24 protein-coding genes are annotated in these 25,547 nt (G+C 67.7%); 11 read left to right on the top strand and 13 right to left on the bottom strand.

The window, feature by feature from the left end; translation table 11 throughout:
- Positions 1–4 precede the first annotated feature (4 nt).
- Genes HFGMBDPB_RS01900 through HFGMBDPB_RS01885 form a run of 4 tightly spaced genes read right to left on the bottom strand, consistent with a single transcriptional unit; the run spans position 5 to position 4,181 of the window.
- Positions 5–961, bottom strand: a complete 957-nt coding sequence (locus HFGMBDPB_RS01900; protein WP_212644800.1) for a Gfo/Idh/MocA family protein — start codon at positions 959–961, stop codon at positions 5–7.
- 8 nt (positions 962–969) lie between these two features.
- The gene (locus HFGMBDPB_RS01895) at positions 970–2,265 is read right to left on the bottom strand and encodes a nucleotide sugar dehydrogenase (RefSeq protein WP_212644799.1); all 1,296 of its coding nucleotides are present in this window, start codon (positions 2,263–2,265) and stop codon (positions 970–972) included.
- Between the two features lie 25 nt (positions 2,266–2,290).
- The gene (locus HFGMBDPB_RS01890) at positions 2,291–3,802 is read right to left on the bottom strand and encodes a mannose-1-phosphate guanylyltransferase/mannose-6-phosphate isomerase (RefSeq protein ID WP_212645241.1); all 1,512 of its coding nucleotides are present in this window, start codon (positions 3,800–3,802) and stop codon (positions 2,291–2,293) included.
- The gene (locus HFGMBDPB_RS01885; protein WP_212644798.1) at positions 3,789–4,181 is read right to left on the bottom strand and encodes a DUF2304 domain-containing protein; all 393 of its coding nucleotides are present in this window, start codon (positions 4,179–4,181) and stop codon (positions 3,789–3,791) included. The genes HFGMBDPB_RS01890 and HFGMBDPB_RS01885 overlap by 14 nt, the downstream gene beginning before the upstream one ends.
- Positions 4,182–4,430: 249 nt before the next feature.
- On the opposite strand from HFGMBDPB_RS01885, the gene HFGMBDPB_RS01880 reads away from it, so the two are divergent.
- From HFGMBDPB_RS01880 to HFGMBDPB_RS01860, 5 genes are all read left to right on the top strand, one after another.
- Positions 4,431–5,261, top strand: a complete 831-nt coding sequence (locus HFGMBDPB_RS01880; protein WP_212644797.1) for a cysteine hydrolase family protein — start codon at positions 4,431–4,433, stop codon at positions 5,259–5,261.
- Between the two features lie 56 nt (positions 5,262–5,317).
- Positions 5,318–6,517: a nicotinate phosphoribosyltransferase gene (gene pncB, locus HFGMBDPB_RS01875; RefSeq protein ID WP_012207404.1), complete on the top strand. Its 1,200-nt coding sequence runs from the start codon at positions 5,318–5,320 to the stop codon at positions 6,515–6,517.
- Positions 6,518–6,556: 39 nt separating this feature from the next.
- Positions 6,557–8,257: an NAD+ synthase gene (locus tag HFGMBDPB_RS01870; protein WP_209799752.1), complete on the top strand. Its 1,701-nt coding sequence runs from the start codon at positions 6,557–6,559 to the stop codon at positions 8,255–8,257.
- 46 nt (positions 8,258–8,303) lie between these two features.
- A complete protein-coding gene (locus HFGMBDPB_RS01865) occupies positions 8,304–9,422 on the top strand; it encodes a bifunctional nicotinamide-nucleotide adenylyltransferase/Nudix hydroxylase (RefSeq protein ID WP_017407515.1) in 1,119 nt (372 codons plus the stop codon).
- Positions 9,423–9,494: 72 nt separating this feature from the next.
- Positions 9,495–9,986 (top strand): GNAT family N-acetyltransferase, encoded by a 492-nt coding sequence (locus HFGMBDPB_RS01860; protein ID WP_012207407.1) that lies wholly within the window; start codon positions 9,495–9,497, stop codon positions 9,984–9,986.
- A gap of 20 nt (positions 9,987–10,006) precedes the next feature.
- On the opposite strand, the gene HFGMBDPB_RS01855 is transcribed toward HFGMBDPB_RS01860, so the two are convergent.
- The 7 genes from HFGMBDPB_RS01855 to HFGMBDPB_RS01825 all read right to left on the bottom strand — a co-directional run bounded on the left by HFGMBDPB_RS01855 (position 10,007) and on the right by HFGMBDPB_RS01825 (position 16,840).
- Positions 10,007–10,945, bottom strand: coding sequence for a CysB family HTH-type transcriptional regulator (locus HFGMBDPB_RS01855; RefSeq protein WP_013800726.1), 939 nt, complete (start codon positions 10,943–10,945; stop codon positions 10,007–10,009).
- A gap of 87 nt (positions 10,946–11,032) precedes the next feature.
- Entirely contained in the window at positions 11,033–11,521 is a 489-nt protein-coding gene (locus HFGMBDPB_RS01850; protein WP_012207409.1) for a VOC family protein, read from the bottom strand.
- A gap of 111 nt (positions 11,522–11,632) precedes the next feature.
- The gene (locus tag HFGMBDPB_RS01845; protein WP_013800725.1) at positions 11,633–12,298 is read right to left on the bottom strand and encodes a methionine ABC transporter permease; all 666 of its coding nucleotides are present in this window, start codon (positions 12,296–12,298) and stop codon (positions 11,633–11,635) included.
- Complete coding sequence (locus HFGMBDPB_RS01840) at positions 12,276–13,424, bottom strand: methionine ABC transporter ATP-binding protein (RefSeq protein WP_212644796.1); 1,149 nt, start codon at positions 13,422–13,424, stop codon at positions 12,276–12,278. Before HFGMBDPB_RS01840 ends, HFGMBDPB_RS01845 begins: the two co-directional genes overlap by 23 nt.
- 13 nt (positions 13,425–13,437) lie before the next feature.
- Positions 13,438–14,250 carry a MetQ/NlpA family ABC transporter substrate-binding protein gene (locus HFGMBDPB_RS01835; protein WP_012207412.1) on the bottom strand — a complete coding sequence of 271 codons (813 nt, stop codon included), beginning with the start codon at positions 14,248–14,250 and terminating at the stop codon, positions 13,438–13,440.
- Positions 14,251–14,297: 47 nt separating this feature from the next.
- The gene (locus HFGMBDPB_RS01830; protein ID WP_212644795.1) at positions 14,298–15,401 is read right to left on the bottom strand and encodes an isopenicillin N synthase family dioxygenase; all 1,104 of its coding nucleotides are present in this window, start codon (positions 15,399–15,401) and stop codon (positions 14,298–14,300) included.
- A gap of 35 nt (positions 15,402–15,436) precedes the next feature.
- A complete protein-coding gene (locus HFGMBDPB_RS01825) occupies positions 15,437–16,840 on the bottom strand; it encodes an O-acetylhomoserine aminocarboxypropyltransferase/cysteine synthase family protein (RefSeq protein ID WP_212644794.1) in 1,404 nt (467 codons plus the stop codon).
- A 218-nt stretch (positions 16,841–17,058) separates the two neighbouring features.
- Between HFGMBDPB_RS01825 and HFGMBDPB_RS01820 the strand changes: the two genes are divergently transcribed.
- From HFGMBDPB_RS01820 to HFGMBDPB_RS01805, 4 genes are read left to right on the top strand one after another with little or no spacing between them, the layout of a single operon-like run.
- Positions 17,059–18,165, top strand: a complete 1,107-nt coding sequence (locus tag HFGMBDPB_RS01820; RefSeq protein ID WP_013800720.1) for an ABC transporter substrate-binding protein — start codon at positions 17,059–17,061, stop codon at positions 18,163–18,165.
- Positions 18,162–19,217: an ABC transporter permease gene (locus tag HFGMBDPB_RS01815; protein ID WP_017407175.1), complete on the top strand. Its 1,056-nt coding sequence runs from the start codon at positions 18,162–18,164 to the stop codon at positions 19,215–19,217. The genes HFGMBDPB_RS01820 and HFGMBDPB_RS01815 overlap by 4 nt, the downstream gene beginning before the upstream one ends.
- Positions 19,211–20,047, top strand: coding sequence for an ABC transporter ATP-binding protein (locus HFGMBDPB_RS01810; RefSeq protein ID WP_212644793.1), 837 nt, complete (start codon positions 19,211–19,213; stop codon positions 20,045–20,047). Before HFGMBDPB_RS01815 ends, HFGMBDPB_RS01810 begins: the two co-directional genes overlap by 7 nt.
- Positions 20,048–20,059: 12 nt before the next feature.
- Entirely contained in the window at positions 20,060–21,256 is a 1,197-nt protein-coding gene (locus tag HFGMBDPB_RS01805; protein ID WP_212644792.1) for a c-type cytochrome, read from the top strand.
- A gap of 61 nt (positions 21,257–21,317) precedes the next feature.
- On the opposite strand, the gene HFGMBDPB_RS01800 is transcribed toward HFGMBDPB_RS01805, so the two are convergent.
- Positions 21,318–21,524, bottom strand: a complete 207-nt coding sequence (locus HFGMBDPB_RS01800; RefSeq protein WP_096913988.1) for a hypothetical protein — start codon at positions 21,522–21,524, stop codon at positions 21,318–21,320.
- A 207-nt stretch (positions 21,525–21,731) separates the two neighbouring features.
- Between HFGMBDPB_RS01800 and HFGMBDPB_RS01795 the strand changes: the two genes are divergently transcribed.
- Positions 21,732–22,205, top strand: a complete 474-nt coding sequence (locus tag HFGMBDPB_RS01795) for a (2Fe-2S)-binding protein (protein ID WP_012207419.1) — start codon at positions 21,732–21,734, stop codon at positions 22,203–22,205.
- A gap of 14 nt (positions 22,206–22,219) precedes the next feature.
- Entirely contained in the window at positions 22,220–24,487 is a 2,268-nt protein-coding gene (locus HFGMBDPB_RS01790; protein ID WP_212644791.1) for a xanthine dehydrogenase family protein molybdopterin-binding subunit, read from the top strand.
- A 48-nt stretch (positions 24,488–24,535) separates the two neighbouring features.
- On the opposite strand, the gene HFGMBDPB_RS01785 is transcribed toward HFGMBDPB_RS01790, so the two are convergent.
- Positions 24,536–25,507 (bottom strand): LysR family transcriptional regulator, encoded by a 972-nt coding sequence (locus tag HFGMBDPB_RS01785; RefSeq protein WP_212644790.1) that lies wholly within the window; start codon positions 25,505–25,507, stop codon positions 24,536–24,538.
- Positions 25,508–25,547: the final 40 nt, after the last annotated feature.

Here is a 25,547-nt window from a genome sequence, read left to right as displayed (position 1 = left end):
TCTGTCAATACCCCGCCGCCGCCGTCAGTACAAAAGGATGTGTGCATTCACTAGATGATCGCACTATATGAGAACTGCGAATCATTTCCACCGTTTCGATGCAATGCCGCGCATCCTCAATACCATAACCACGTCCGGCAAGAATCTCTTGGTAGCTTGTCGTATGCAGGTCGGTGAAGCCTTCGGAAAATTCCAGCTTCTCGCCACTGATGTCGATGTTCCGGAAAGTGGGCTTCTTGCCCTTAACCCCTTCTGGCAGGTCATTCGCATCGATAGACAGGAACCAGCGCACGCGCGCGCGCTCGTATTCCAGGTAGCCTGCTGCCTTGGTGTCCTCACGGAGGTGAATGTGGTTTTCCTGCAGGCTCCCGAAGATGAAGTGCAGCATGTCGAAAAAGTGCACGCCGATGTTCGTGGCCACGCCAAAGGATTTGCGCGGATCGCCTTTCCAGCTTTCCAGATACCACTTTCCGCGCGAGGTGACATAGGTCAGCTCGACATCGAACTTCGTGTCCCTGGGTGCTGCGGCCACCTTTTCACGCAAGCGCAAAATGGCCTCGTGATGGCGCAACTGCAGGATGTTGAAGACGCGTTTGCCGGTTTCGCACTCTATGCATGCGAGTTCGTCCAGCACGGCGGTGGTCGGCACCAAGGGCTTTTCGCAGATCACATCGCAACCCAGGCGCAAGCCCGCCGCGATATGGGCGTGGTGCAAGTGATTGGGAGAGCACACGGCAACATAGTCGAGCGCTGACGCAGGATCACGATTGAGGCGATGGGTATGCTCGAGAAAGCGTTCGAATTCGGTAAAGAAATCACTCTGCGGCGAAATACTGTCAATGATGCCCACCGAATCGTTGATGTCATACGCCACCGACAGGTTGTGGCCCGTGTCCTTGATGGCACGCATGTGCCGGGGCGCGATGTATCCGGCTGCGCCGATCAGAGCAAAGTTTTTCATGACGTAATTTAGAGGCGAAAGACGGTAAACCCGGCCTCAGCGGCCTGCTGTCTGGAGAAAAGGCTTTTTACGTCCGCGAGCACGGGGCGCTCGCCACGGCACAGACTGCGCAGTTGGAGGGGCGAAACCTGGCGAAACTCGTTGTGCCCAACGGCCACGACCAAGGCGTCGACAGGATGTTCCGCGTCAATCTGACCCAAAGTCAGCTCGTATTCATGAGCCACCTCCTCGGCACTGGCCCATGGGTCAGCAATGACCACGTTGGCGCCCCAAGCCTCGAACTCGCGGATCATGTCCACGACCTTGCTGTTGCGGATGTCGGGGCAGTTTTCCTTGAAGGTGATGCCCAGCACGCCGATGCGGCAGCGCGGAACATCCATGCCGTTCTTGAGCATCAGGCGGATGGTGTTGCGCGCCACATAGCGCCCCATGTTGTCGTTGATGCGGCGTCCGGCCAGAATGACCTGGGGGTGGTATCCCACTTCCTCCGCCTTGTGGGTAAGGTAGTAAGGATCCACGCCTATGCAATGGCCTCCGACCAGCCCAGGTCGGAAAGGCAGGAAATTCCACTTGCTGCCAGCGGCCTCCAGGACGTCCAACGTATCGATTCCGATGCGCTCGAAGATCACCGACAGTTCGTTGACCAGTGCGATGTTGAGATCACGCTGCGTGTTCTCTATGACCTTGGCCGCCTCTGCTACTTTCAGGCTGCTGGCCTTGTGGGTGCCTGCAACGATGATGGAGGCATACAGGGCATCCACCGCATCGGCGGCTTCGGAAGTGCTGCCGCTAGTGATTTTCTTGATCTTGGTCAGCGTGTTGACCTTGTCGCCTGGGTTGATGCGTTCAGGACTGTATCCGCAGAAGAAGTCACGATTGAATACCCTGCCACTGAAGCGCTCGAGGACCGGAACGCAGATTTCCTCGGTAGCCCCCGGGTAGACAGTGGATTCGTAGATCACAAGGGCACCGGGCGGCATGGCACGCCCCACGGTCTCACTGGCCTTGACCAGTGGCGTCATGTCAGGCCGGTTGGCTTTGTCCACGGGCGTTGGCACGGTCACGATGAAAACTTGGCAATCCGCCAGGTCTCGCGGGTCTGAGCTGAACTTCAGCCGCCGGGCAGCCTTCAGTTCGTCAGGACTGACCTCCAGGGTGGCGTCCTGGCCGCCTCGCAGCTCAGCGACACGCGCCACATTGATGTCAAAACCAAGGACATCGCGGCACCTGCCGAACTCGACGGCCAGCGGCAAACCCACATAGCCTAGCCCCACAACAGCAATCTTTGCTTTGTCTATTTGCATGTTTCAAGCGAAGAAAAAAATCGGTTTACCCGTTATCAATATCGACGCCGTTGGCCGGGGCCCGCCGGCCGTAGTTGTCCTCAAGGCGCACGATGTCGTCTTCACCAAGATAGTCTCCAGACTGGATTTCAATGATCTCCAGCGGGCACTCGCCCCGATTGGCAAGCCTGTGAACTCTTCCAACCGGGATATAGGTCGACTGATTCGGACCCAACAAGTAGTTGTCCTCGCCATTGGTAACCTCGGCTGTCCCCTGCACCACGACCCAATGCTCGGCACGGCACCTGTGGAGCTGCAGGCTCAAGCTCGCGCCTGGCTTCACCACGATGCGCTTGACCTGAAAGCGTTCACCGGCATCGAGGCAGTCATACCAACCCCAGGGTCTGTAGACCTTTCTGTGCGTCTGCACCAGCTCATGACCCGAATCACGGAGTTTCGCCACGATCTGCTTCACATCCTGCGCACGCCGCTTGTCTGCGACTAGGACGGCGTCGGGCGTCTCCACAACAACGATCTGCTCCAAACCCACCCCGGCCACCAGCCTACTGCTGGAGACAAACAAGGAATCAGCACAATCATGGGCCAGTACATCCCCCATCAGGGCATTACCCTGCGCATCGCGCTCCTGTAGATCCCACAGTGCGTCCCAGGCGCCAAGATCCGACCAACCCGCACTCAGCGGCATGACACAGCCGTCCACGCCCAGCGCAGGACAACCCGGAAGATGCTCCATCACGGCGTAGTCGATGGAATCACTTGGACAGGCCTCGAAACTGTCTACGCCCGGACGAATGAAGTCCAGATCGTGCCGAGCCTCCTTCATGGAGGCCTGGCAGGCGGCAAGAATGTCTGCGCGACACTGTCCGAGGACATGCAACCACACGCTGGCGCGCATCATGAACAGCCCGCTGTTCCAGAAATAGTCGTCGCCAGCGAGGTATTGGAGAGCCTGTGGCCTGTCAGGCTTTTCCACAAAACTGGCAATGCGAAATGCGCCTGCCTCGCCCCGCCAGGGCTCACCCCTTCGGATGTAGCCATACCCGGTCTCAGGGCGATCAGGCGCAACCCCGAACGTCACCATGGCCCCCTGCTCGGCAATCTGGAAGGCCTGCTCAACCGCGAAGGCAAACGCCTTCACATCAGCCATCACATGGTCGGCAGGCATGGCAAGCAGCACGGGATCTTCGTCGGAAGAAACGGCCTGCAAAGCCGCCAGCGTCAGGGCGGGTGCCGTATTGCGCCCCGAAGGCTCCAGCAGGATGCAGGCATCCTGTATGCCGACTTCCACCAGTTGGCTGGCCGCAAGAAAGCGATGCTCCACGTTGCAGACCAGCATTGGCGACCTGACTTCTGGAAGCATGCGCCGGCTTGGCGACATCTGCAGGCGTAGAACGGTTTCCTGCAGCATCGAGCGCTTGCCGGGCAAAGCCAGGAACTGTTTTGGGTAGGTCTCGCGAGACAGAGGCCACAGCCGTGTACCAGAGCCACCACAAAGGATCACTGGCAAAATCGCCGCAGTTTCCTTACCTTGATGCATCGTGTCCTGCCCAAGCTTCATCAGACGCGGTGCCAGCACTTCGCTGATGCTCGGCATCGGCTTCCAGCATTGCCAGTCGTTGGGTCAGCCGGCGCACGTCCCGTTCAATGCGGGTGTTGACCATGTCGGCATGCAAAGACTTGATCAGAAGCACGACGCTGGCAAACAGCAGCAGCATTGCAGGCGGATAGCTGATGCCCAGCATCCGAGCAGCCCTGTCGATCAAACCCGGCCAGACCCCCAAAACCACTGCAGCCACGGCCACGACCACCCAGAACAGGCCGTGCATAAGATAAAGATGGTCACGGCGGATCAGGTAGAGGATCAGCACTGCCAACCCCACCCCCATAAACGCCGTTGTAGCTTGCAGAGATGCCATTGTTTCCAATAAAAACTATTGCACCGAACTGCTCACTACACGCTCGGCCTCATGAGTGGTTGCGGTGTGGGTAAAAATTCAAGCGAATAATTGCGTACACATAAAAACTCACGATTGTAGTTTGGTAACGGGTAACCATATGAAAGCTCGCTGAAACAGCTTTCCGCCCGAACCGCCACCGATGAGGCCGGTACTCCAGGACAACACTACACTCGGCTTTTAACGTATTGCGCTCAGCGGCGTTCGTCCATGCCCTCCACCACCCAGCTCCTGGTCATAGACCCCCAGAACGACTTCTGCGATCTGCCTGAGGGCTGGTGTCCTGGCGGACTACGCCCCAGCCTTCCCGTGGCGGGCGCCCATGCCGACATGCAGCGGCTTGCCGGTTGGATACGGCGCGAGGGGGGGAAGGTGGACGCCATCACGGTGACGCTGGACTCGCACCAGCGCTACGACATCGCCCATCCGGCTTTCTGGCAACAGGGCAATGGCGACGACAGCGGCGATGTGGCGCCGTTCACCGCGATCACGGCGGCGCAGGTGCGGGCGGGGGTGTTCCGGCCGCGCAACGCCGAGGCGCTGCAGCGCAGCCTGGACTATCTGGATGCACTCGAAGCCAATAGCCGCTACACGCTGATGGTCTGGCCCGTGCACTGCGAGGTGGGCAGCTGGGGCCACGGTATCCATGCCGATGTGCTGGCGGCCTGCGGCGACTGGCAGCAGCAGCGCCAGCGCGCCGTGTACAACGTTTTCAAGGGGCTCAATCCCTGGACCGAGCACTACAGCGCGCTGCTGGCCGAGGTCCCCGACCCGGCCGATCCGGCGACCTTGCTGAATACGGCCTTGCTGGAGCGGCTGGCCCAGGCAGACATGCTGGTGGTCGCGGGCGAGGCGAGCAGTCACTGCGTGCGCTCCACGGTCGAGCATCTGGTCGAGCACCTTCCCCATCCTGAGCGCATCGTGCTGATGCACGACGCCATGAGCCCGGTGCCGGGCTTCGAGTCCGCGCACCATGATTTCCTTGCAGCCATGCAGGCCCGCGGATTGCGGCTGGCCTCCAGCCAAGAACTCCACCTGTAGGGGCCAGGCCTCCTTCCTGCGCGCAGCCCCCTTTCCTGTTTCCCCAGCATCGCACCATGGCTCCCATCATCACCAGCCTGCTCGACACCGATCTCTACAAATTCACGATGTGGCAGGCCATGCTGCACCGCAATCCCCAGACCGAGGCCGAATACGAATTCGTCTGCCGCACGAAGACGGCCTTCCCGCTGGCCGAGCTGTTGCCCGAGGTGGAGCGCGAGCTGGACGCCCTGTGCGCGCTGCGCTTCACGCCCGAAGACCTGGCCTACCTGGGCGGGCTGCGCTTCATGAAGAGCGACTTCATCGACTTTCTGCGCATCTTCCAGTTCCAGCGCGCCTTCATCCGTGCCTGGGCCGATGGCGACACCCTGCACATCGAGGCCAAGGGCCCCCAGGTCCATGTGATGGGCTTCGAGATCTATGTGCTGGCCATCGTCAACGAGCTGTATTTCCGGCGCTTCGACGCCGAGGCGGCGCTGGCCGAAGGCCGCAGGCGCCTGGCCGGCAAGATCGAGCGCCTGCGCCACCTAGCCTGCGAGGCCAGGCTGCGCAATCCCTTCGAGCTGTTCGACTTCGGCGTGCGCCGGCGCTTCTCGGGCGCCTGGCAGCGCGAGGTGGTCCAGGCCTTTGCCACGCAGACGGCGCAGTGGTTCAAGGGCACGTCCAACGTGCTGCTGGCGCGCGACTTCGGCATCGTGCCCATAGGCACCATGGCCCATGAGTACCTGCAGAGCTACCAGGCCCAGGGCGTGCGCCTGCGCGACTTCCAGATCGCCGCACTGGAGGACTGGGTGCAGGAGTACCGGGGCGACCTGGGCGTTGCCCTGACCGACACCGTGGGCATGGATGCCTTCCTGGCCGATTTCGACATGTACTTCGCCAAGCTCTTCGACGGGCTGCGGCACGACTCGGGCGACCCGTATGCCTGGGGCGAGAAGGCCATCGCCCACTACCAGAAGCTGCGCATAGACCCCCAGGCCAAGCGCCTGGTGTTCTCCGACGGCCTGGACCTGGACACGGCCCTGGCCCTGTACCAGCGCTTTGCCGACCGCATACAGCTGGGCTTCGGCATCGGCACGCGGCTGACCAACGACATGGGGCTGGAGACCATCAACATCGTGATGAAGCTCACCCACGCCAACGGCCAGCCCGTGGCCAAGATCTCGGACTCGCCGGGCAAGACGCTGTGCAACGACGAAACCTATCTGGCCTATCTGCGCCAGGTCTTCGGCCTGGCCCAGCCTGTCGCCGTCTGACACCGCCTGACACCGCCTGACACCGCCAAGGCTCCATTCATGCTGCGCATCACCATTGCCCAACTCAACCCCACCGTCGGCGACATCGCCGGCAACGTGGCCCGCATGGCCGAGGCCGCTGCCCGCGCCGCGCACGCGCAGGCCGACCTGCTGGTCTTTCCCGAACTGTCGCTGTGCGGCTACTACCCTGGCGACCTGCTGGACGAGCCCGCCTTTCGCGAGCGCCTGGAGCAAGGCCTGCAGCAGCTGCTGCAGGCCACGCGCCAGTGGCCGCAATTGCACTGGGTCATCGGCGCGCCCACGCGCGCCAGCGGGCCGGGCAAGCCGCTGCACAACAGCCTGCTGGTGCTCAAGGACGGCGCCGTGCGCCTGCGCTACGACAAGCAGCTGCTGCCGACCTACAACATCTTCGACGAACGCCGCCACTTCGAGCCCGGCCCCGACGCGGCCAAGGTGCTGCGCATAGGCCAGGCCCAGGTGGGCTTTCTGGTGTGCGAGGACGGCTGGAACGACGCCGGTGCCGACTACGCCACCAACCCCTTCGCGCGCATGGCCGACGCCGCGCCCGACCTGGTGGTCAGCATCAACGCCAGCCCCAGCCACCTGGGCAAGCGCGAGCAGCGCCACGAGATCTTCGGCCAGGCGGCCACGCGCCACGGCCTGCCCATCCTCTACGTGAACCAGATCGGCGGCCAGGACCAGATCGTGTTCGACGGTGCCTCCTTCGCGGTGGAGCCCGGGCGCGGCGTGGTCTTCGAGGCCGATCGCTTCGTGGAGGACCTGCGCACGCTGCAGTTCGGCGACGGACGCTTCCTCGACGCGGCCGGCCAGCCCTGCACGAGCGTGCCGGCCGCAGGCCTGCCCACCATGGAGTTCTACCGCCGCCAGATCGTGCTGGGCCTGCGCGACTATGCGCGCCGCTGCGGCTTCACGCGCGCCGTGGTCGGCAGCTCGGGCGGCATCGACAGCGCGCTGACCCTGGCCCTGGCGGCCGAGGCCCTGGGCGCGGACAACGTGGTGGCCGTCACCATGCCCTCGCGCTTTTCGTCGAGCGGCTCGGTCGATGACTCGGTGATCCTGTGCCGCAACCTGGGCATCACGCTGCATGAGCACCCGATACGCGAGCTGGTTGACGGCTATGCGCGCCAGTTCGAGGCCAGCTTCGGCCAGCCGCTGCGAGGCCTGCCGCTGGAGAACCTGCAGGCACGCATCCGCGGCACCACGCTGATGGAGTACTCCAACGCCTTCGGCCACCTGCTGCTGACCACGGGCAACAAGTCCGAGATCTCGGTGGGCTACTGCACGCTGTATGGCGACACCAACGGCGGCCTGGGCCTGCTGGGCGATCTCTACAAGACCGAGGTCTTCGAGCTGTCGCGCCACATCAACCACAGTGCGGGCCGAGAGCTGATTCCCCAGGCCATCATCGACAAGCCGCCCTCGGCCGAGCTGGCACCCGACCAGAAGGACGAGGACAGCCTGCCGCCCTATGCGGTGCTGGACGAAATCCTCAAATACGCCATCGAGGGCCGGCACCTGTCCACCGCCGAATACGGCACGGCCGAGCGCTTTGTGACCCAGCTGCTGGGCCAGCCCGGCGGGGCCGAGCTGGTTGACCGCGTCAAGCGCATGATCTTCCGCAGCGAGTACAAGCGCCGCCAGGCCCCGCCCATACTGCGCGTGCGCCCGCGCGCCTTCGGCACCGGCCGCCAGATGCCAATTGCCGCCCACTACGAATGAAGCCAGAGTGAAGCCACCGAGCCTGTTTATGCAAGAGACTGCCGCCATGGACGCCCCCACCGAAACCCCGGCCACCAGCGAGCGCGTGCACACCGCCGTGCTGATCGGGCGCTTCCAGCCGCTGCACAACGGCCACATGGCCCTGCTGCGCGCGGCGCTGGAGCGTGCCGAGCAGATCGTCGTCGTGCTGGGCAGCGCCTGGCAGGCGCCCAATCCCAAGAATCCCTTCAGCTGGCAGGAGCGCGCGCAGATGCTGCGCGAGGCGCTGCCGCCCGCGGACGCGGCCCGCCTGCACTGCGTGCCCGTGCGCGACTACTACAACGAGCCGCTGTGGGTACAGGCCGTGCAGCAGGCCGTGCAGTCCTGCGTGCCCGAAGGCGCCAGCGTGGCCCTGGTCGGCCATTTCAAGGACGCGACCAGCGGCTACCTGGCGCGCTTTCCGCGCTGGCAGCTGATCAGCCTGCCGCGCCTGGGCCAGTTCGACGCCACGCCGCTGCGCGACATCTACTTCGGCGAATCCGGCGTGGACTTCGAGGCCCTGGCCGCCCAGGTGCCGCCCGCCACCCTGCAGTTCCTGCGCCAATGGGCCACCACGCCCGTCCATGCGCAGATGTGCGAGGAATGGCGCATGCTGGCCCGGTACCGCCAGGCCTGGGCTGCGGCGCCCTACCCGCCCGTCTTCGTGACCGTGGATGCGCTGCTGCGCTGCCGTGTGCCGCACGAAGACGCGCAACAGGACCACATCCTGCTGATACGCCGCGCCCATGCCCCGGGCCTGGGCCTGTGGGCGCTGCCGGGCGGCTTCCTGGAGCCGCGCGACACGCTGTGGCAGTCCTGCCTGCGCGAGCTGCGCGAGGAGACCTGCTCCACGCTCAGCGAGGCCGACCTGCAGGCGGCCCTGCAGTCCGTGCAGGTCTTCGACCACCCCGACCGCAGCCTGCGCGGGCGCACCATCACCCATGTGCATTACCTGGACCTGGGCGTGCTGCCCTCGCTGCCGCCCGTGCAGGGCGGCGACGATGCGGCACTGGCGCGCTGGGTGGCCGTCTGCGACCTGCCCGCCATGGAAAGCGCGTTCTTCGAGGACCACTTCCAGATCCTGCGCCAGTTCCTGCCCCTTCCGGTGCAACAGCCCCTGGCGGACACGGGCGTGAAAATCGGCTAAAACCGGAGATTGCGGCGCCATCTTGCGCCGCAATACCGTTTTTCCGGGCTTCCCGTGTTCCCCCGCGATTGAATGACTACCACCCTACAGATCCGACCCGCCACCCCCGATGACGCCGAGCTCATCGTCCGCTTCGTGCGCGAACTCGCCGTCTATGAAAAAGCCGAGCATGAAGTCCTGGCCACGCCAGAGCATGTGAAGCGCACCCTGTTTGCCGACAACCCCGCCGTCTTCGGCCTGATCTGCCTGCATGGCGACCAGCCCGTGGGCTTTGCGGTCTACTTCTTCAATTACTCGACCTGGCAGGGCCGCCACGGCCTGTACCTCGAAGACCTCTACGTCACGCCCGAGGCGCGCGGCCTGGGCGCGGGCACGGCGCTGCTGCGCCGCCTGGCGCAGATCGCCGTCGAGAAGGACTGCGGCCGCTTCGAGTGGAGCGTGCTCGACTGGAACCTGCCCTCCATCGAGTTCTACGACCGCCTGGGCGCCCTGCCCCAGACCGAGTGGATCCGCTACCGCGTGACCGGCGACACCCTGCTGGAGATGGCGCGCGAGCCGGGCTGAGGCCGGCCCCCTTTGTCTGCCTACTCGGGCTCCACGCCCTGGCGCACGGCCTGCTCGACCACCTCGCGCGTCAGCGTGGGCACGAAGGTCTCGATGAAGGCATAGGCATAGCCGCGCAGCCAGGCGCCCTTGCGCAGGCCCAGCCGCGTGGTGTTGACCTCGAACAGGTGGCCGGCGTCCAGCGTGCGCAGGCCCTGGTCGCGCTCGGCATCCAGCGCCACCGAGGCGACGATGCCCACGCCCATGTCCAGCTCCACATAGGTCTTGATCACGTCGGCGTCCATGGCCGTGAGCACCACGTCGGGCTCCAGGCCCTCGCGCGCAAAGGCCTCGTCGATGTGGGCGCGGCCCGTATAGCCCTGCTCGTAGGTGATGATGGGAAAGCGCGACAGCGCCTCCAGCGTCAGCGCCTGCTGCGACTGCAGCAGCGGGTGGCCCGGCGGCACGACCACGCCGTGCGTCCAGCGGTAGCAGGGCAGCGCCACCAGGCCTTCATAGCCGGCCAGCGCCTCGGTGGCCACGCCGATGTCGGCCTCGCCGCTGCGCAGCATCTGCGCCACCTGCTCGGGCGAGCCCTGGTGCAGGTGAAGGCGCACCTGCGGATAGCGCTGGCGGAAGTCGCGCACCACATGGGGCAGCGCATAGCGGGCCTGGGAGTGGGTGGCGGCAATCGACAGCCGGCCCTGCTCGCTGGCGCTGAAGTCGGCGCCCACGCGGCGCAGGTTGTCGGCCTCCAGCATCAGGCGCTCGACGATGGGTAGCAGCGCCTCGCCGGGCGGCGTCAGCCCGGTCAGCCGCTTGCCTGCGCGGATGAAGATCTCCACGCCCAGCTCTTCCTCCAGTTCGCGGATCTGACGGCTCACGCCGGGCTGGGAGGTGTGCAGCGTGTGGGCCACCTCGGTCAGGCTGTAGCCGCGGCGCACGGTTTCGCGCACATAGCGCAGTTGCTGGAAGTTCATGGGCAAGGCTCCGCCCGGGGCCGGTGCGGCCCGGGCCTGTGGAAGGCAAAAGCAGGAAGGAAAGAGAGAGGGGACGGCGAGAGGCTTTCAGGCCGAACAGGCCACGGCCGGCTCGTCCGGGGCATCGGCCGCTGCCTCGCGGGGCAGCTCCAGCAGCTCGATCAGATTGCCTGCGGGGTCGCGCGCATAGCAGCGCCGGCCCTCGCTCACGGGCGCCACCTCCAGCGCCAGGCCGCCGTGCACCAGCAACTGCTGGCGCAGCGCATCCACGTCGCTGACCGTCAGCGCCAGGTGCACCAGGTTGCCCGCCGCGCGCTCGGTGCCGCCGGACTGCCCCTTGTAGGGCACCAGATCGATGCGCTGACCGCCGGCCAGAAAGCTCAGGCCCGGACGCCCGGCAACGGTCAGGGCAGACAGGCCCAGCACTTCGCCATAAAAGCGCTCCATGGCCGCCTGGGCGCGCGCCGGGAAGGACAGCTGGACATGGTGGACGCCACAGACGATGGCCACGCCCGGCTTCATGGCAGTGCGGCCGGCAAGAGGGGAAGGCCAGGCGGGGCGTGTGGTGTGGGTCATCGAAGCGTCTCGGAAAAGAATCAGCAGCCCGAATGCTGCTGCAGGCCATTGTCGAGACAAGTCGAAAAAACCAAAAATAATAAAAATTCAGTCTGTTATTTCCAAATCATCTCAAGAGATCGAACGCCGGTGGTCGGCTCGGCGTGCCAGCCATTCGCCGCCGAACTGCAGCACCGACACCAGGGCCACCAGGATGACGATGACCTCGAACATCACGCGCGTCTCATAGCGCTCGTAGCCGTAGCGGATGGCCAGGTCGCCCAGGCCGCCCGCCCCCACGGCGCCCGCCATGGCCGAGGCATTGACCATGGCGATCACGCTCACGGTCATCCCGCCGATCAGGCCCGGCAGCGCCTCGGGCAGCAGCACCTGGCGCACGATCTGCGGGCGGCGCAGGCCCATGGCGCGCGCCGCCTCCACCAGGCCGCCGTCCACCTCGCCCAGGCTGACCTGGGCGATGCGCGCAAAGAACGGGATCAGGTTGGCCGACAGCGGCACCACCGCCGCCCAAGTGCCCAGCGTGGTGCCCACGATGGCGCGCGTCACCGGCAGCAGGGCCACCAGCAGGATGATGAAGGGAATGGCCCGGCCGATGTTCACCGCCGCCGACAGCCCCCGGTACAGCCGCGGCCTGGCATAGAGCCCGCCCGGCGCCGTGGTGTGCAGCACGATGGCCAGCGCCAGCCCGGCAACGATGGCGATCAGCGAGGACGCGCCCGCCATCAGCAGGGTTTCCAGAAAGGCCTGCAGGTATTTATCGAGCGGGGGCAGGGACATGGCCAAGCAGTTGCAGTGAATCGGCGCCCAGCGCCTGTTGAAGGGAAGACAGCGCGGCCGGCGAGAGCGGGGAGAGCGACGAGGGCAGATCCTGCATCGGCACGCCCACCAGCAGGCGGCCCTGCGAACGCCCACGCATGCAGTCCAGGCCACCCTGCAACAAACGGGCACGCGGGCCCAGCACCTGGAGCTGCGCCAGCGGCAGGCCCTGCTGGCTGCCGCCGTCGGCCCATCCGATGGCCAGCACGGCGACGGCCTCCGGGCCATCGGCCGCCGCCATCAGTTCCAGGTCCGCCGCCAAGGCCTGCCGCAGCGGCCGCAGCAGCGCACGCGCTGCTTCCGAGCGCGGTGCCGCAAACAGCTGCCAGACCTCGCCGATCTCCTGCAGCCGGCCCTGGTCCAGCACCAGCACGCGGTCGCAGACCTCGCGGATCACGGCCATGTCGTGCGTGATGAGCACGATGGTCAGCCGCAGCTTGCGGTTGATCTCGCGCAGCAGCTCCAGGATGGACTGCGTGGTCTCGGGGTCCAGGGCCGAGGTGGCCTCGTCGCACAGCAGGATTTCGGGCTCGTGCACCAGCGCGCGCGCAATGCCCACGCGCTGCTTTTGCCCGCCCGAGAGCTGGGCCGGATAGGCGCCGCTCTTGTCCGCCAGCCCCACCAGGGCCAGCAGCTCGTCCACCCGCGCGCGCACGAGCGCGGGCCGCCAGCCCGCGGCCTGCAGCGGCAGGGCCACGTTCTCGTACACCGTGCGCGAGGACAGGAGGTTGAAGTGCTGGAAGATCATGCCGATGCGCCGGCGCAGCGCCACCAGCGCGTCCTCGTCCAGCGTGGCGACATCGGTGCCGTCCACCAGCACGCGGCCGCTGCTGGGCCGCTCCAGCGCATTGATGGTGCGCAGCAGCGTGGATTTGCCGGCGCCGCTGCGGCCGATGATGCCGAACACCTCGGCACGCGCCACCTCGAAGCTCAGCGCCTGCAGTGCGTGCACGGGCTCGCCCGCGCTCCTTCCCGCGCCCCTGCCCGTTCCCGGGTAGTGCTTGCGCACGCCCTCGAAGACGATGTGCGGCCGCTGCAGCGCATCGATTGCATGGGGCTCGCCGGCCGCCGCCTGTTCCACCTTCATTGCCTTACACGCCTCAGAAGGCCGGCAGCACCGAGCCCTGGTACCTGCTCACGATGAACTGGCGCACGGGCTCGGACTGGTAGGCGCGCAGCAGGGCCGCGACCCAGGGCGCAGCGCGGTCGCGCTCGTGCACTGCAATGATGTTCACGTAGGGATTGCGCTCGCGCCTTTCGACGGCAATGCCATCGCGCGTGGCGATCAGCCCCGCCTGGTAGGCAAAGCTGTTGACGATGGCCGAGGCATCGAGATCGTCCAGCGAGCGCGCCAGCACCACCGAGGCCGCCTCCACCAGCTGCACCTTCTTCTGGTAGCTGGCGATGTCGGCCAGGCCCGCCGTGCCCTTGAAGGGGTCGAAGCCCTCGCGCAGCTTCAGGATGCCCTGGTCCTGCAGCACCACCAGCGCGCGCGTCTGGTTGCTGGGATCGTTGGGAATGCCCAGGCGCGCGCCAGCGGGCAGGTCGGCCAGGCGTTTGTGCTTTTTCGAATAGAAGGCGATGGGCGAGATGTAGGTGTCGCCCGCCGCCACCAGCCGGTAGCCGCGCTGCTGGTTCTGGTCGCGCAGGAACGGCACATGCTGGAAGGAGTTGGCCTCGATGTCGCCGTTGTTCAGCGCCTCGTTGGGGCTGGCCGCGCCGCTGATGACCACGGGCTTGACCTGCAGACCCTGCTCGCGTGCCACGCGGGTCACCACTTCCCAGATTTCCTCGTCCACGCCGCCGCGCACGCCCACGCGCAGCGGGCCGGCCTGCGCGGCCCGGATGGCGCCTGACATCGCCGCCACCGAGGCCCCCGCCGCCAGTCCCCGCAGAAATACTCGCTTGTCCATCGCACAGTCCTTTCAAGAATCAACAGGCACCGATCAACAGGAATCGATCAATAGGCACCGGGGTGCAACTCACGGCCGGCCGCGCGGGCCTGGGCCTGCAGGCGGGCGAAATGCTCGGGATAGAAGCGCTGGGCCACATCGAGGTGGGAGCGCACGCGGCCCTTGAGCGCGTTCTCGCCCACATGGCTGAACAGCGGGTTGTCCGGGTCGCTCTGCGGCCCCGTGGCCAGCACGGCCAGCTCGGGCGGCAGGGTCAGCAGCGGCACCTGGCCCAGGTCCAGGCGCGGCGCCAGGAAGTAGGCGATGGAGTAGCGCTGCACGCCCGCGCGCGGCACCAGCACGCGATGCACGTTGGCGCGCAGATAGCCGTTGGTGGCCAGCTCCAGCATCTCGCCGATGTTGATGACGAAGGCCCCGTCGCGCGGCGGCACATCGACCCAGCCGGCCGGCGTCTCCACCTGCAGCCCGCCCACCTCGTCCTGCAGCAGCAGGGTCAGCAGGCCGCCGTCCTTGTGCGCGCCCACGCCCTGGCCTGCTGCGCCCAGCTCGCTGCCCGGGTAGTGGATGATCTTGATGCGGTGCGCAGGCAGGCCGCTGACCAGGGCGTCCAGCGCGCCCTCGGGCAGCTGCAGCGCGGCCACGAAGTGGCGCAGCAGCTCCAGCGCCACGCCATGCGCTGCCGCCTGCCAGGCCAGCACCTCCTCGCGGAACCCGGGCAGGGCCTGCGGCCACTGGTTGGGGCCTTGCAGCCCCTTCCAGTCCGGCACGCCGGGGCCTGCAGGAATCTCGGGCGACTCCTCGCCCAGGTCGATCTGCTCGCGCTGGTCGGGCCGCTGGCGCGTGATCTCCATGCCCACGGCCGTATAGCCCCGGAAGTGCCGCGTGTTGGCAATGGCCAGCGCCTGCTTGTCCGCCAGCGGCAGCGCAAAGAATTCGCGCGCGCGCCGCTGTATGCCCTGCCATGCGTCCCGGCCTATGCCGTGCCCTTCCAGGTAGAAGAAGCCGGTGTCGCGCGCCGTGCGCGCCAGCTGGCGCAGCGCCTGGGCCTGCGTGGCCGGGTCGCGCAGGGCCTGCAGATCGATGACGGGCAGGGCCGGGGTTGCCGCTGCGGCGGCGGGCGCTTCGAGAGTGGATGCTGTCAAGGTGCTCATGCTGTGCTGCCAGGGAAGTGGGAAGGAAGGGGCGCTCAGGCCGCCAGGCGCTGATCGCGGTCTTGCTCGCGGTCTTGTTCGCGTTCGGCAGCCGACACCGCATGGCCCTGCGCCTGCTCCAGCGCCTGCGCCAGGTCGGCCAGCAGGTCCTGCGGGTGCTCTATGCCGATGGACAGGCGCACCAGCCCGGGCGCAATGCCCACGCGCGCCAGCTCCTCGTCGCTGAGCAGGCTGTGCGTGGTCTCGGCAGGAATGGCGGCCAGCGACTTGCTGTCGCCGATGTTGACCAGGCGCAGGAACAGGCGCAGCGCGTCATAGAAGGCGCGCGCCGCCGGGCGGCCGCCGCGCAGCTCGAAGCCCAGCAGCGCCGGCACATGCCCGCCGCGCAGCTGGCGCAGGGCCAGCGCGTGGTCGGCGTGGCCGCTCTGGCTGGCGTGGTGTATGCGCTCCACCAGCGGATGGCGCTGCAGGAAATCGATCACGGCCAGCGTGTTGCGGCTGGCGCGCTCCTGGCGCAGGCCCAGCGTCTCCAGGCCCTGCAGCAGCAGGAAGGCGCTGTGCGGCGCCAGCGCCGCGCCGCAGTTGCGCAGCAGCACGGCACGGGCCCGCGCGATGAAGGCGCGGTCGGGAAATTTCTCGGTGAAGACAAAGCCCTGGTAGGCCGGCTCGGGCGCGCTGAACTGCGGGTAGCGCCCCGCGTGCGCCACCCAGTCGAAGCGGCCGCTGTCCACGATCAGCCCGCCCAGCACATTGCCGTGTCCGCCGATGGCCTTGGTGGCCGAGTGCACGACGATGTCGGCGCCCCAGTCGAAGGGCCGCAGCAGCAGCGGGGAAGCCACGGTGTTGTCCACCACCAGGGCCACGCCGGCCGCATGGCTGATATCGGCCAGCTGGCGCAGGTCGGCAATGCCGCCCGATGGATTGCCCACGGACTCCACGAACACGGCCTTGGTGCGCGGCCCTATCGCCCGGCGCAACGCCTGGAAATCATCCTTGGCCACAGCCGTGCTCTGCACGCCGCGCGAGGCCAGCACATGGGCGATGAAGTTGTGCGTGCCGCCATACAGCTGCGAGGCCACGACCACATGGTCGCCCGCACTGGCCAGCGTGGCCAGCGCCACATCGATGGCGGCCATGCCCGAGGCCAGGGCCAGCGCGGCCACGCCGCCTTCGAGAGCCGCAATGCGCTGCTCCAGCACCGCCAGCGTGGGGTTGGCCGTGCGCGAGTACACATCGCCCTCCTCCACCAGGCCGAACAGGTTGGCGCCGTGCTGGGCGCTGTCGAACACGAAGGAGGTGCTCTGGTAGATGGGCACGGCCGCGCTGCGCTGCTGCTCGCGCCCCCGGTAGCCGGCGTGCAAGGCCTGGGTGTCCTGCTGCCACAGCGCATCGCTGGCTGCGTCGTGCGGGGCGGACTCGGTGCCGGTCGCTGAGGTCATGCATGGACTCCGTATGAGTGGTCGATGCAGCCCATTATTCGAAGCCCGCGCCCTGCGCACTACGAAGAAAAACGCGTTCGCTTATTCGGTTTGCGCATGTCGCCGGGCCGCGCCCTTCCTAGTTGCCACGCACATATGGATGCGCGTTTTGCGTCGTTGGAAACACGGCACCCAGCGGACAGCATCGGCAGTCCCGAAACTGCTTTGGAGGGAGTTCCATGACCCGCAAGACCCAGACCGAGATCGACAGAACCCAGGACAGCCGCTGCGCCCATGGCGCCGATTGCGGTGCTTTCGGGGCGCTCGATGCTCCCGAGGCGACCGAGCCCTCGCTCTCGCGCCGCACCCTGATCCGCGCCGGCGCCGCAGCCGGCGCGCTGGGCTCGGCCGCCTGGTTCAGCGGCCGCGCCGGGGCGCAGCCGCGTCAGAAGATCACCTTTGCCTGGAGCCAGGCCAGCTTCTGCCATTCGCCCATTCCCGTGGCGCTGGAGCGCGGATTCTTCGAGCGCAACGGCCTGGACGTGGAACTGCTGAACTGGGGCGGCTCGGCCGACCAGTTGCTGGAGGCGCTGGCCACGGGCAAGGCCGATGCGGGCGCGGGCCTGATCCACCGCTGGATCAAGCCGCTGGAGGCGGGGCTGGATGTCAAGCTCATCGGCAGCGTGCACGGCGGCTGCCTGCGCCTGGTGGGCCTGAAGTCGGCCGGCGTCACGCTGGACCCCAGCACGCTCAAGGGCAAGACCATCGGCGTGGCCGATCTCAACAGCCCGGCCAAGCAGTTCTATTCCATCCACCTGGCCAAGCGCGGCCTGGATGTGGACAAGGATATCGAATGGCGCGTCTACCCGGCCGACCTGCTCGATGTGGCCGCCAAGAAGGGCGAGATCCAGGCCATTGCCGACGGCGACCCCAATCTCTACCTGATCGAGAAACGCAACCCCGGCACCTTCCTCGAACTGGGCAACAGCGCCAAGAACGAGTACGCCGAAAGCATTTGCTGCGTGATCGGCGCAGGCGCAAAGTTCGCCCGGGCCAACAAGCCCGCAGCGGCCAGCGTGGTGCGCGCGCTGACCCAGGCCTCGGACTACATCGCCGAGAACCCCAATGAAACAGCGAAGATCTTTGCCAAGTACTCGCCCAAGGTGCCCGTCGAGGACCTGCAGCGCCTGCTGGCCGAGCTGACCTTCAAGCACCATCCGCACGGCAAGCCGCTGCGCGACGAGGTCCAGGCCTTTGCGGCCGACTTCCGCACGGCCGGCGTGCTCAAGAAGCAGACCGACCCTGGCCGCTTTGCCAGCCACATCACGCTGGACGTCCTCGCATGAGCACCGCAAGACCACGCTGGCGCCTGGGCGCCACGGATGCCGCACCCGGCCTGGAGCGGGAACAGGCGCAGGGCACGCGCAAGGCAGGCCCCTGGCGCACCGGCCTGCTGGCCGCCGCCGCCTGGGCCGGCCTGGGCATGCTGACCCTGCTGTGGCCCAACAAGGAGATCGGCTTCAGCGAATGGGCATTCACGCAGGAATTCGGCATTGCCGCCCTGGTCGTGGCCCTTTTGCTGCTGGCCTCGGCCGTGCTGCCTGTGCGACCCGTACGGGCAGCACAGCGCATCGACCGCTGGCTGCGCCCGGCCGGTGCCTGGCTGGTGGCCGCGCCGCTGCTGCTGGCGCTGTGGGAGACGCTGACGGCCAAGCTCGGCGCGCTGCCGCCGCCGTTCTTCGCACCGCCGCAAAGCCTGATCGACGTGGTCCATGAGGACTGGCAGCGCCTGGGCCTGTCCACGCTGTATTCGCTGCGGCTGCTGCTCAACGGCATCGTGTTCGGCGCGGTGATCGGCTTTCTCACGGGCGTGTGGATAGGCTGGTCGCGCATCGCGGGCTACTGGGTGCATCCGCTGCTGCGCTTCCTGGGGCCGGTGCCGGCCTCGGCCCTGCTGCCGCTGGCCTTTTTCTTCGCGCCGTCGAGCTACTCGGCAGCCGTGTTCCTGGTGGCGCTGGCCACGTTCTTTCCGGTGGCCGTGCTGACCTGGTCGGGCGTGGCCTCGGTCAGCAAGAGCTACTACGACGTGGCGCGCACGCTGGGCGCATCGCCCTGGTTCCTGGTGCTGCGCGTGGCCATCCCGGCCGCCCTGCCCCAGGTCTTCGTGGGCCTGTTCATGGGGCTGGGCGCCTCGTTCTCGGTGCTGATCACGGCCGAGATGATGGGCGTGAAGGCCGGCCTGGGCTGGTATCTGCAGTGGGCCCAGGGCTGGGCAGCCTACGCCAACATGTACACGGCGCTGCTGGTCATGGCCGTGCTGTGCTCGGGCCTGATCACGCTGCTGTTCACCGTGCGCGACCGCACGCTGTCGTGGCAGAAGGGAACCGTCAAATGGTGATTGCCGCAGAACACGCCGCCAAAGCCGCAGCCACGCCCGCCATCGCCGGGGCGGCCCTAGCCGGGGCGGCCCTAGCCGGCGCGGCCATCGATGTGCAGGCCGTCAGCCACTGGTTCGGCCAGGGGCAGGGCGCGCTGCAGGTGCTCGACGAGGTCAGCCTGCAGGTGCGGCCCGGCGAGTTCGTCGCCCTGCTGGGCCCCAGCGGCTGCGGCAAGTCCACGCTGCTGCGCCTGGTGGCCGGGCTGGACGCGCCCACGGCCGGCGCCGTCGCGCAGGACGGCACGGCCATCACCGAGCCCGATCCCTCGCGCATCGTCGTCTTCCAGGACCCCACGCTGTTTCCCTGGCGCACGGTGCGCGGCAACGTGGCCCTGGGCCTGCAGGCGCGCGGCCTGCTGGACAGCCAGGCCCACCGCATCGACGAGGCCCTGCGCCTGGTTGGGCTGGAGGATTTCGCGGACAGCCATCCCCACCAGCTGTCGGGCGGCATGGCCCAGCGCGCGGCTCTGGCGCGCGCGCTGGTCAACGACCCGCGCCTGCTGATCCTGGACGAGCCGCTGGGCAAGCTCGACTCGCTGACACGGCTGGCCATGCAAAGCGAGATCCTCAAGATCTGGCAGCGCGCAGGCTTTTCCGTGCTGCTGGTCACCCACGATGTGGAAGAGGCCCTCTTCCTGGCCCACCGCGTGCTGGTCTTCAGCCAGCGGCCCGCCCGCATCGTGGCCGAGATCGATGTGGACCTGCCCTACCCGCGCCAGCGCGGCCACGCCCGCCTGTCCGAGCTGCGCCACGAGGCCCTGCGCCACCTGGGCCTGGACCAGACCTGGTAGCGCCCGCCTCCGATGCAACGCAGCGACTCCCCCGACTGGCTCAACCCCTTGATCGGCGCCATGCAGCAGGCCCAGGTCGGCCTGCTGCAGCTGCTGCACGGCCTGGGCCTGGCCGGCACGGTGGATGGGCAGCCCGCCTGGCCCTGGGCCCTGCGCCTGTCCGGCGAAAACCTGGTGATCGACCTGGGCCAGGCCCGGGGCCTGCTGTGGTCGCTGGCGGCCGTGGTCACCGCCATCGTTTTGCTGGTGCTGGCCCTGGCGCTGGTCCTGGTGCTGCGCCGCATCCGCCTGCCGGCCCTGGTGCTGACCGCGCTGGCCGCGCTCGCCCTGCTGCTGGCCCCCTGGCCGCGTGCCGACCTGATCCTGGTGCCCGCGCATGCCACCAGCTTCCATGCCTCGCCCACGGGCTTCAGCGTGGAGAGCATTGCGCGCGGCAGCGCGGTCTATGCCCAGCACTGCACGGCCTGCCACGGTGCCGATGGCCGGGGCCACGGCCCGCTGGCCGCCAGCCAGCCGGTCTGGCCCCCCAACTTCACCAGCCCGCTGCTGTGGCGCCGCGCCGATGGGGAATTGCTCTGGGCCATTCTTCATGACCGCCGCCCCGTGGAGTCTGGCGACGGCGCACGGGCACACGGCCAGGCCGACCGGCTGTCCAGCGACGACGCCTGGGCCCTGATCGACTTCATGAAGGCTCGCGCCGCAGGCCAGATGCTGCAGATCGCCGGCAGCTGGCCCTATCCCGTGGGACTTCCCGACATGGCCGTGCAGTGCGCAGGCCAGCCCGCACGCCGCCTGAGCACCTGGCAAAGCCGCCAGCAGCGGCTGAGGGTGGTGGCAGGCAGCGGCCCGGTGCAGGAAGACCCGCGCCTGGTCAGCCTGCAGCTGTCACCCGATGGCGGCAACCGCGCCGCCAGCGCCCTGGACTGCACCGTCAACGACCCGCGCGCCTGGCAGGCCATGGCCCTGCTCAGCGGCTCGGAGCAGCTGCAGGGCATGCAATGGCTGGGCGACCGCAGCGGCTGGCTGCGCGCGCTATCGCGTCCGGGCGCCCAGGGCTGGTCGGAGGACGACCTGGTCTGCCGCACGGACACGGCGGCCAAGGCCACCTCCGGTGCTGGCGCTGGCGCCGTGGCCGACGGCCTGGGCGCGCTGATTGCACGCATGGACGCCGAGCCCGTGCGGTTCATCAAGGGTGGTTTTGTGCATTGAACGAGCCATCCTGGGTCCGGGGCGCTACAGCCTCAGCGTCTCGGGGCGAACTTGCTCCTTTTCATCGTTCAGACGCCTTGTTTCTCTGATCTGCGGCGACCTGCTTTCGCCTGGCAGCGAATGTGGCCTCAACTTCCTCATTGGAATGACCCAGGCCAGCGCGCATGCAAGCACGGGCGGCCTCGACCTTGAGGCGCAGGGCTAAATCAGCAACGTCTACGCACAACGCGGCTTGCGGCTCCATCGAGTGAACGGTTTCCTTGGACATGGTGCTCTCCTGTGTGATCAAGCCCTTGCGCCCCATTCGCAACTTGCACTTGCCAATGCATCAATCAAATCAGGACTAGTTGCAAGCAAGGCCTCTTTCTATATTCGCGCCTCGACGGCGCCCGGCTTCCATGGGCCGCAGCTGCGCACGACACTACTGCGGGGACCCCACCCCTGCCTGACTGACCCACAACAAGGAGAGACTGCGATGACCGATCTCACCATCAACGGCAAGACCGTTTCCATGGACCTGGACCCCGAGACGCCCATTCTGTGGGCCCTGCGCGACACGCTGGAGATGACCGGCACCAAGTTCGGCTGCGGCGCGGCGCTGTGCGGCGCCTGCACGGTGCACATGAACGGCCAGGCCATACGTTCCTGCGTGACGCCGATCTCGGCGGCCGCGGGCCAGAAGATCACCACCATCGAGGCCATGACCTCGGGCTCCGACCGCGTGGGCACCGCCGTGCGCGATGCCTGGGTGCGCCACGACGTGGCCCAGTGCGGCTACTGCCAGAGCGGGCAGATCATGAGCGCCACGGCCTTCCTCAAGTCGCTGCCCAAGGGCAAGAAGCCCAGCGGCGAGGAGATAGACGCGGCCATGGCCGGCAACATCTGCCGCTGTGGAACCTATGCACGCATCCGCACGGCCGTGGCCGATGCCGCGCGCACCCTGGGCTGAACGGAGAACGCCGCATGCTGACCACCTTCAACCCCGCCGAACTGCCGCGCGCCCTGCAGCACATCCTGGACCGTGACGAGGCCGCTGCCGCCATCGCCGACGCGCCAGCCCTTGCACAGATCCCCCGCCGCAGCTTCCTCAAGATCGCCGGTGCCGGTTCGCTGGCCCTGGGCGTGTTTCCCGCCATGGCGCAGGCGCCGGGCAAGGGCGAGGCCGCCGGCCTCAAGCCCACCGAGCAGCCCGCCTCCTTCGTGGAGATCTCGCCCAGCGGCGAAGTCACCGTGGCCATCAACCGCCTGGAGTTCGGCCAGGGCGTGCACACCGCCCTGCCCCTGGTGCTGGCCGAGGAGCTGGACGCCGACTGGAGCAAGGTCCGCGCACGCCTGGGCGGCAACGATGCGGCCTATGCCGATCCGCGCTACGGCATCCAGATGACGGGCGGCTCCACCGCCCTCAAGCACAGCTACACCCAGTACCGCGAGCTGGGCGCCCGTGCGCGCGCCATGCTGGTGGCCGCCGCCGCCGAGCAGTGGAAGGTGGACGCCGCCACGCTGCGCACGCGCGAGGGCTTCGTGCTCGGCCCCAATGGCAAGAAGCTGTCGTATGGCGAGCTGGCCCAGGCCGCCATGGCCCAGCCCGTGCCGGCCACCGTCGTGCTGAAGAATCCCAAGGACTTCCGGCTGATCGGCAAGCCCACGGGCCGCATCGACGCCCGGGCCAAGAGCAGCGGCCAGCAAAGCTTCGGCATCGACATGCACCTGCCGGGCCAGCTGACGGCGGTGATTGCACACCCGCCCGTGTTCAAGGCACAGCTGGCCTCGCTGGACGACGCTGCGGCGCGTGCCGTGCCCGGCGTCAAGGCCGTGCTGCGCGTGCCCGTGGACGGCGGCGGCGAAGGCGTGGCCGTGATCGCCACCGGCTACTGGCCTGCGCGCAAGGGCCGCGAGGCGCTCAAGGCGCAATGGAACACCGACGCCGTGGAGAAGGTGGACAGCGAACGCCAGCTGGCCCAGTACCGCGAGCTGGCCGCGCAGCCCGGCGCGCGCCACTTCGACACCGACATCTCGGCGCTGGACAAGGCGCCGCGCCATATCGAGGCCGAGTTCAGCTTCCCCTACCTGGCCCATGCGCCCATGGAGCCGCTCAACTGCACGGTGCAGATGGGCGAGACCGGCGAGGCCGGAGCCGACCTCTACCTGGGCACGCAGTTCGCGGGCGTGGACGGCATGGCCGCCGCGCGCGTGCTGGGCCTCAAGCCCGAGCAGGTGCGCGTGCACGTGCAGATGGCCGGCGGCGGCTTTGGCCGCCGGGGCGTGGGCACCAGCGACTATGTGGTCGAGGCCTGCCAGGTGGCGCTGGCCGCGCGCCGCGCCGGCCTGAGCGCCCCCGTGCGCATGGTCTGGAGCCGCGAGGACGACATCAAGGGCGGCTACTACCGCCCCATGCACCTGCACCGCGCCAGGATCGGCTTCGACGAACGCGGCAAGGTGCTGGCCTGGGACCATGCCATCGTGGGCCAGTCCATCACGGCGGGCACCATGTTCGAGGGCGGCATGATCAAGAACGGCATCGACGCCACGGCCGTGGAGGGCATGCGCGAGCCCTATCCGCTGCCCATGCGCCTGACCGTGCACCACCCCAAGGTCAACGTGCCCGTGCTGTGGTGGCGCAGCGTGGGATCGACCCACACGGCCTTCGTCATGGAAACGCTGATCGACGAGATCGCGCGCAGCAGCCGCCAGGACCCCGTCGCATACCGCATGCAGATGTTCGGCGACAAGCACCCGCGCCATCGCCTGGCCCTGCAGCTGGCCGTGGACAAGAGCGGCTACGGCAAGCGCCAGTTGCGCGCGGGCCGGGCGTGGGGCGTGGCCGTGCACGAGTCCTTCGACACGGTGGTGGCCTATGTGGTGGAGGCCTCGGTCAAGGACGGCCGCCCGGTGCTGCACAAGGCCACGGCCGGCGTGCACTGCAACCTGGCCGTGAACCCGCGCACCATCGAGGCGCAGGTGCAGGGCGCAGCGCTGATGGGCCTGTCCATGTGCCTGCCCGGCGCGGCGATCACGCTCAAGGACGGCGTGGTGGAGCAGAGCAACTTCGGCGACTTCGCCGTGCCGCGCATCACCGACATGCCCGAGATCGCCGTCCACGTCGTGCCCAGCGCCGAGCCGCCGACGGGCATGGGCGAGCCCGGCCTGCCGCCGCTGGCACCGGCCTTCGCCAACGCCGTGGCGCAGCTCACGGGCAAGCCCGTGCGCAAGCTGCCGTTCGACCTGGCGTGATCGAGCTGGCGTGATCGATCTGGCCTGAACGGCCGGACCTGATCCCGGTCAGCCCCCGGAAAGGGCGGCGGCACCTGCGGCCGCCGCCCTTTCCAGTTCTTCCATGGTCAGCAGATAGTCCGGGCAGTCCTGCAGCCGCTGCACGGCCAGGTCGATGAAGGCACGCACGCGCCGGGGCAGCGCGTCGCGGCTGCCGTAGTAGACATGCAGGCCGATGTGCTCGCTGACATGCTCCAGCAGCACGGGCACCAGGCGCCCCGCGCGGATGTGCGCGGCCGCGCAGATGTTGGACAGCTGGCCCAGCACCTGGCCGGCCAGCACGGCATGCAGCTCCAGCTCGGCATCGTTGGTGGACAGGGCCGGCTGCAGGTAGCGGTGCGTGAGTTCGCCATCGACCGGCAGGTACCAGGGCATCACCGTGTCCGTGGCCGCATGGCGGAACATGCTGCAGCGGTGCGCGGCCAGCTCGTCCAGCGACCGGGGCACGCCATGGCGCAGCAGGTACTGCGGCGCCGCGCAGACGATGAGCTGCACGGGAAACAGCCGCCGCCCGATCACGCTTTCATCGGGCGAGGCGCCGATGCGAAACCCCGCATCGACCCGGTCCAGCACCCAGTTGCCTATGCCGTCGTCCAGCCGCACATCGGGGACGATGCCCGGGTGCAGGCGGCAGAACTCATCGAGCAGCGGCATCAGCACGGGCGCAAAGCAGGACTTGGGGCCCACGATGCGCAACGGCCCCGCAATGCCCTCGCGGCTGTCGCGTGCCAGGTTCAGTGCGCGGTCCAGCGCGGCCAGCGCCGGCTGGGTGTCCTGCAGGAAACGCTGGCCCTCCTCGGTCAGCGCCAGGCTGCGCGTGGTCCGGTGCAGCAGGCGCACGCCCAGGTGCTGCTCCAGATGGGCCACCGCCTGGCTGGCGGCCTGGGGGCTCACGCCCTGGGACAGCGCCGCCTGGCGCAGGCTGCCCAGCTCGACCGCCTTGGCAAAGGTGGCGATGGCGCGCAGTTCATTGATGGGCATGTTGCGGAAATCCGGTATTCGTGGGCTGACAGTGCCGCAG

Source organism: Delftia sp. PE138, from assembly GCF_018320755.1.
Lineage (GTDB): Bacteria > Pseudomonadota > Gammaproteobacteria > Burkholderiales > Burkholderiaceae_C > Comamonas > Comamonas tsuruhatensis.
Note: the sequence above shows the minus strand (reverse complement) of the source record. Positions and strands in the feature narration are given on the sequence as shown.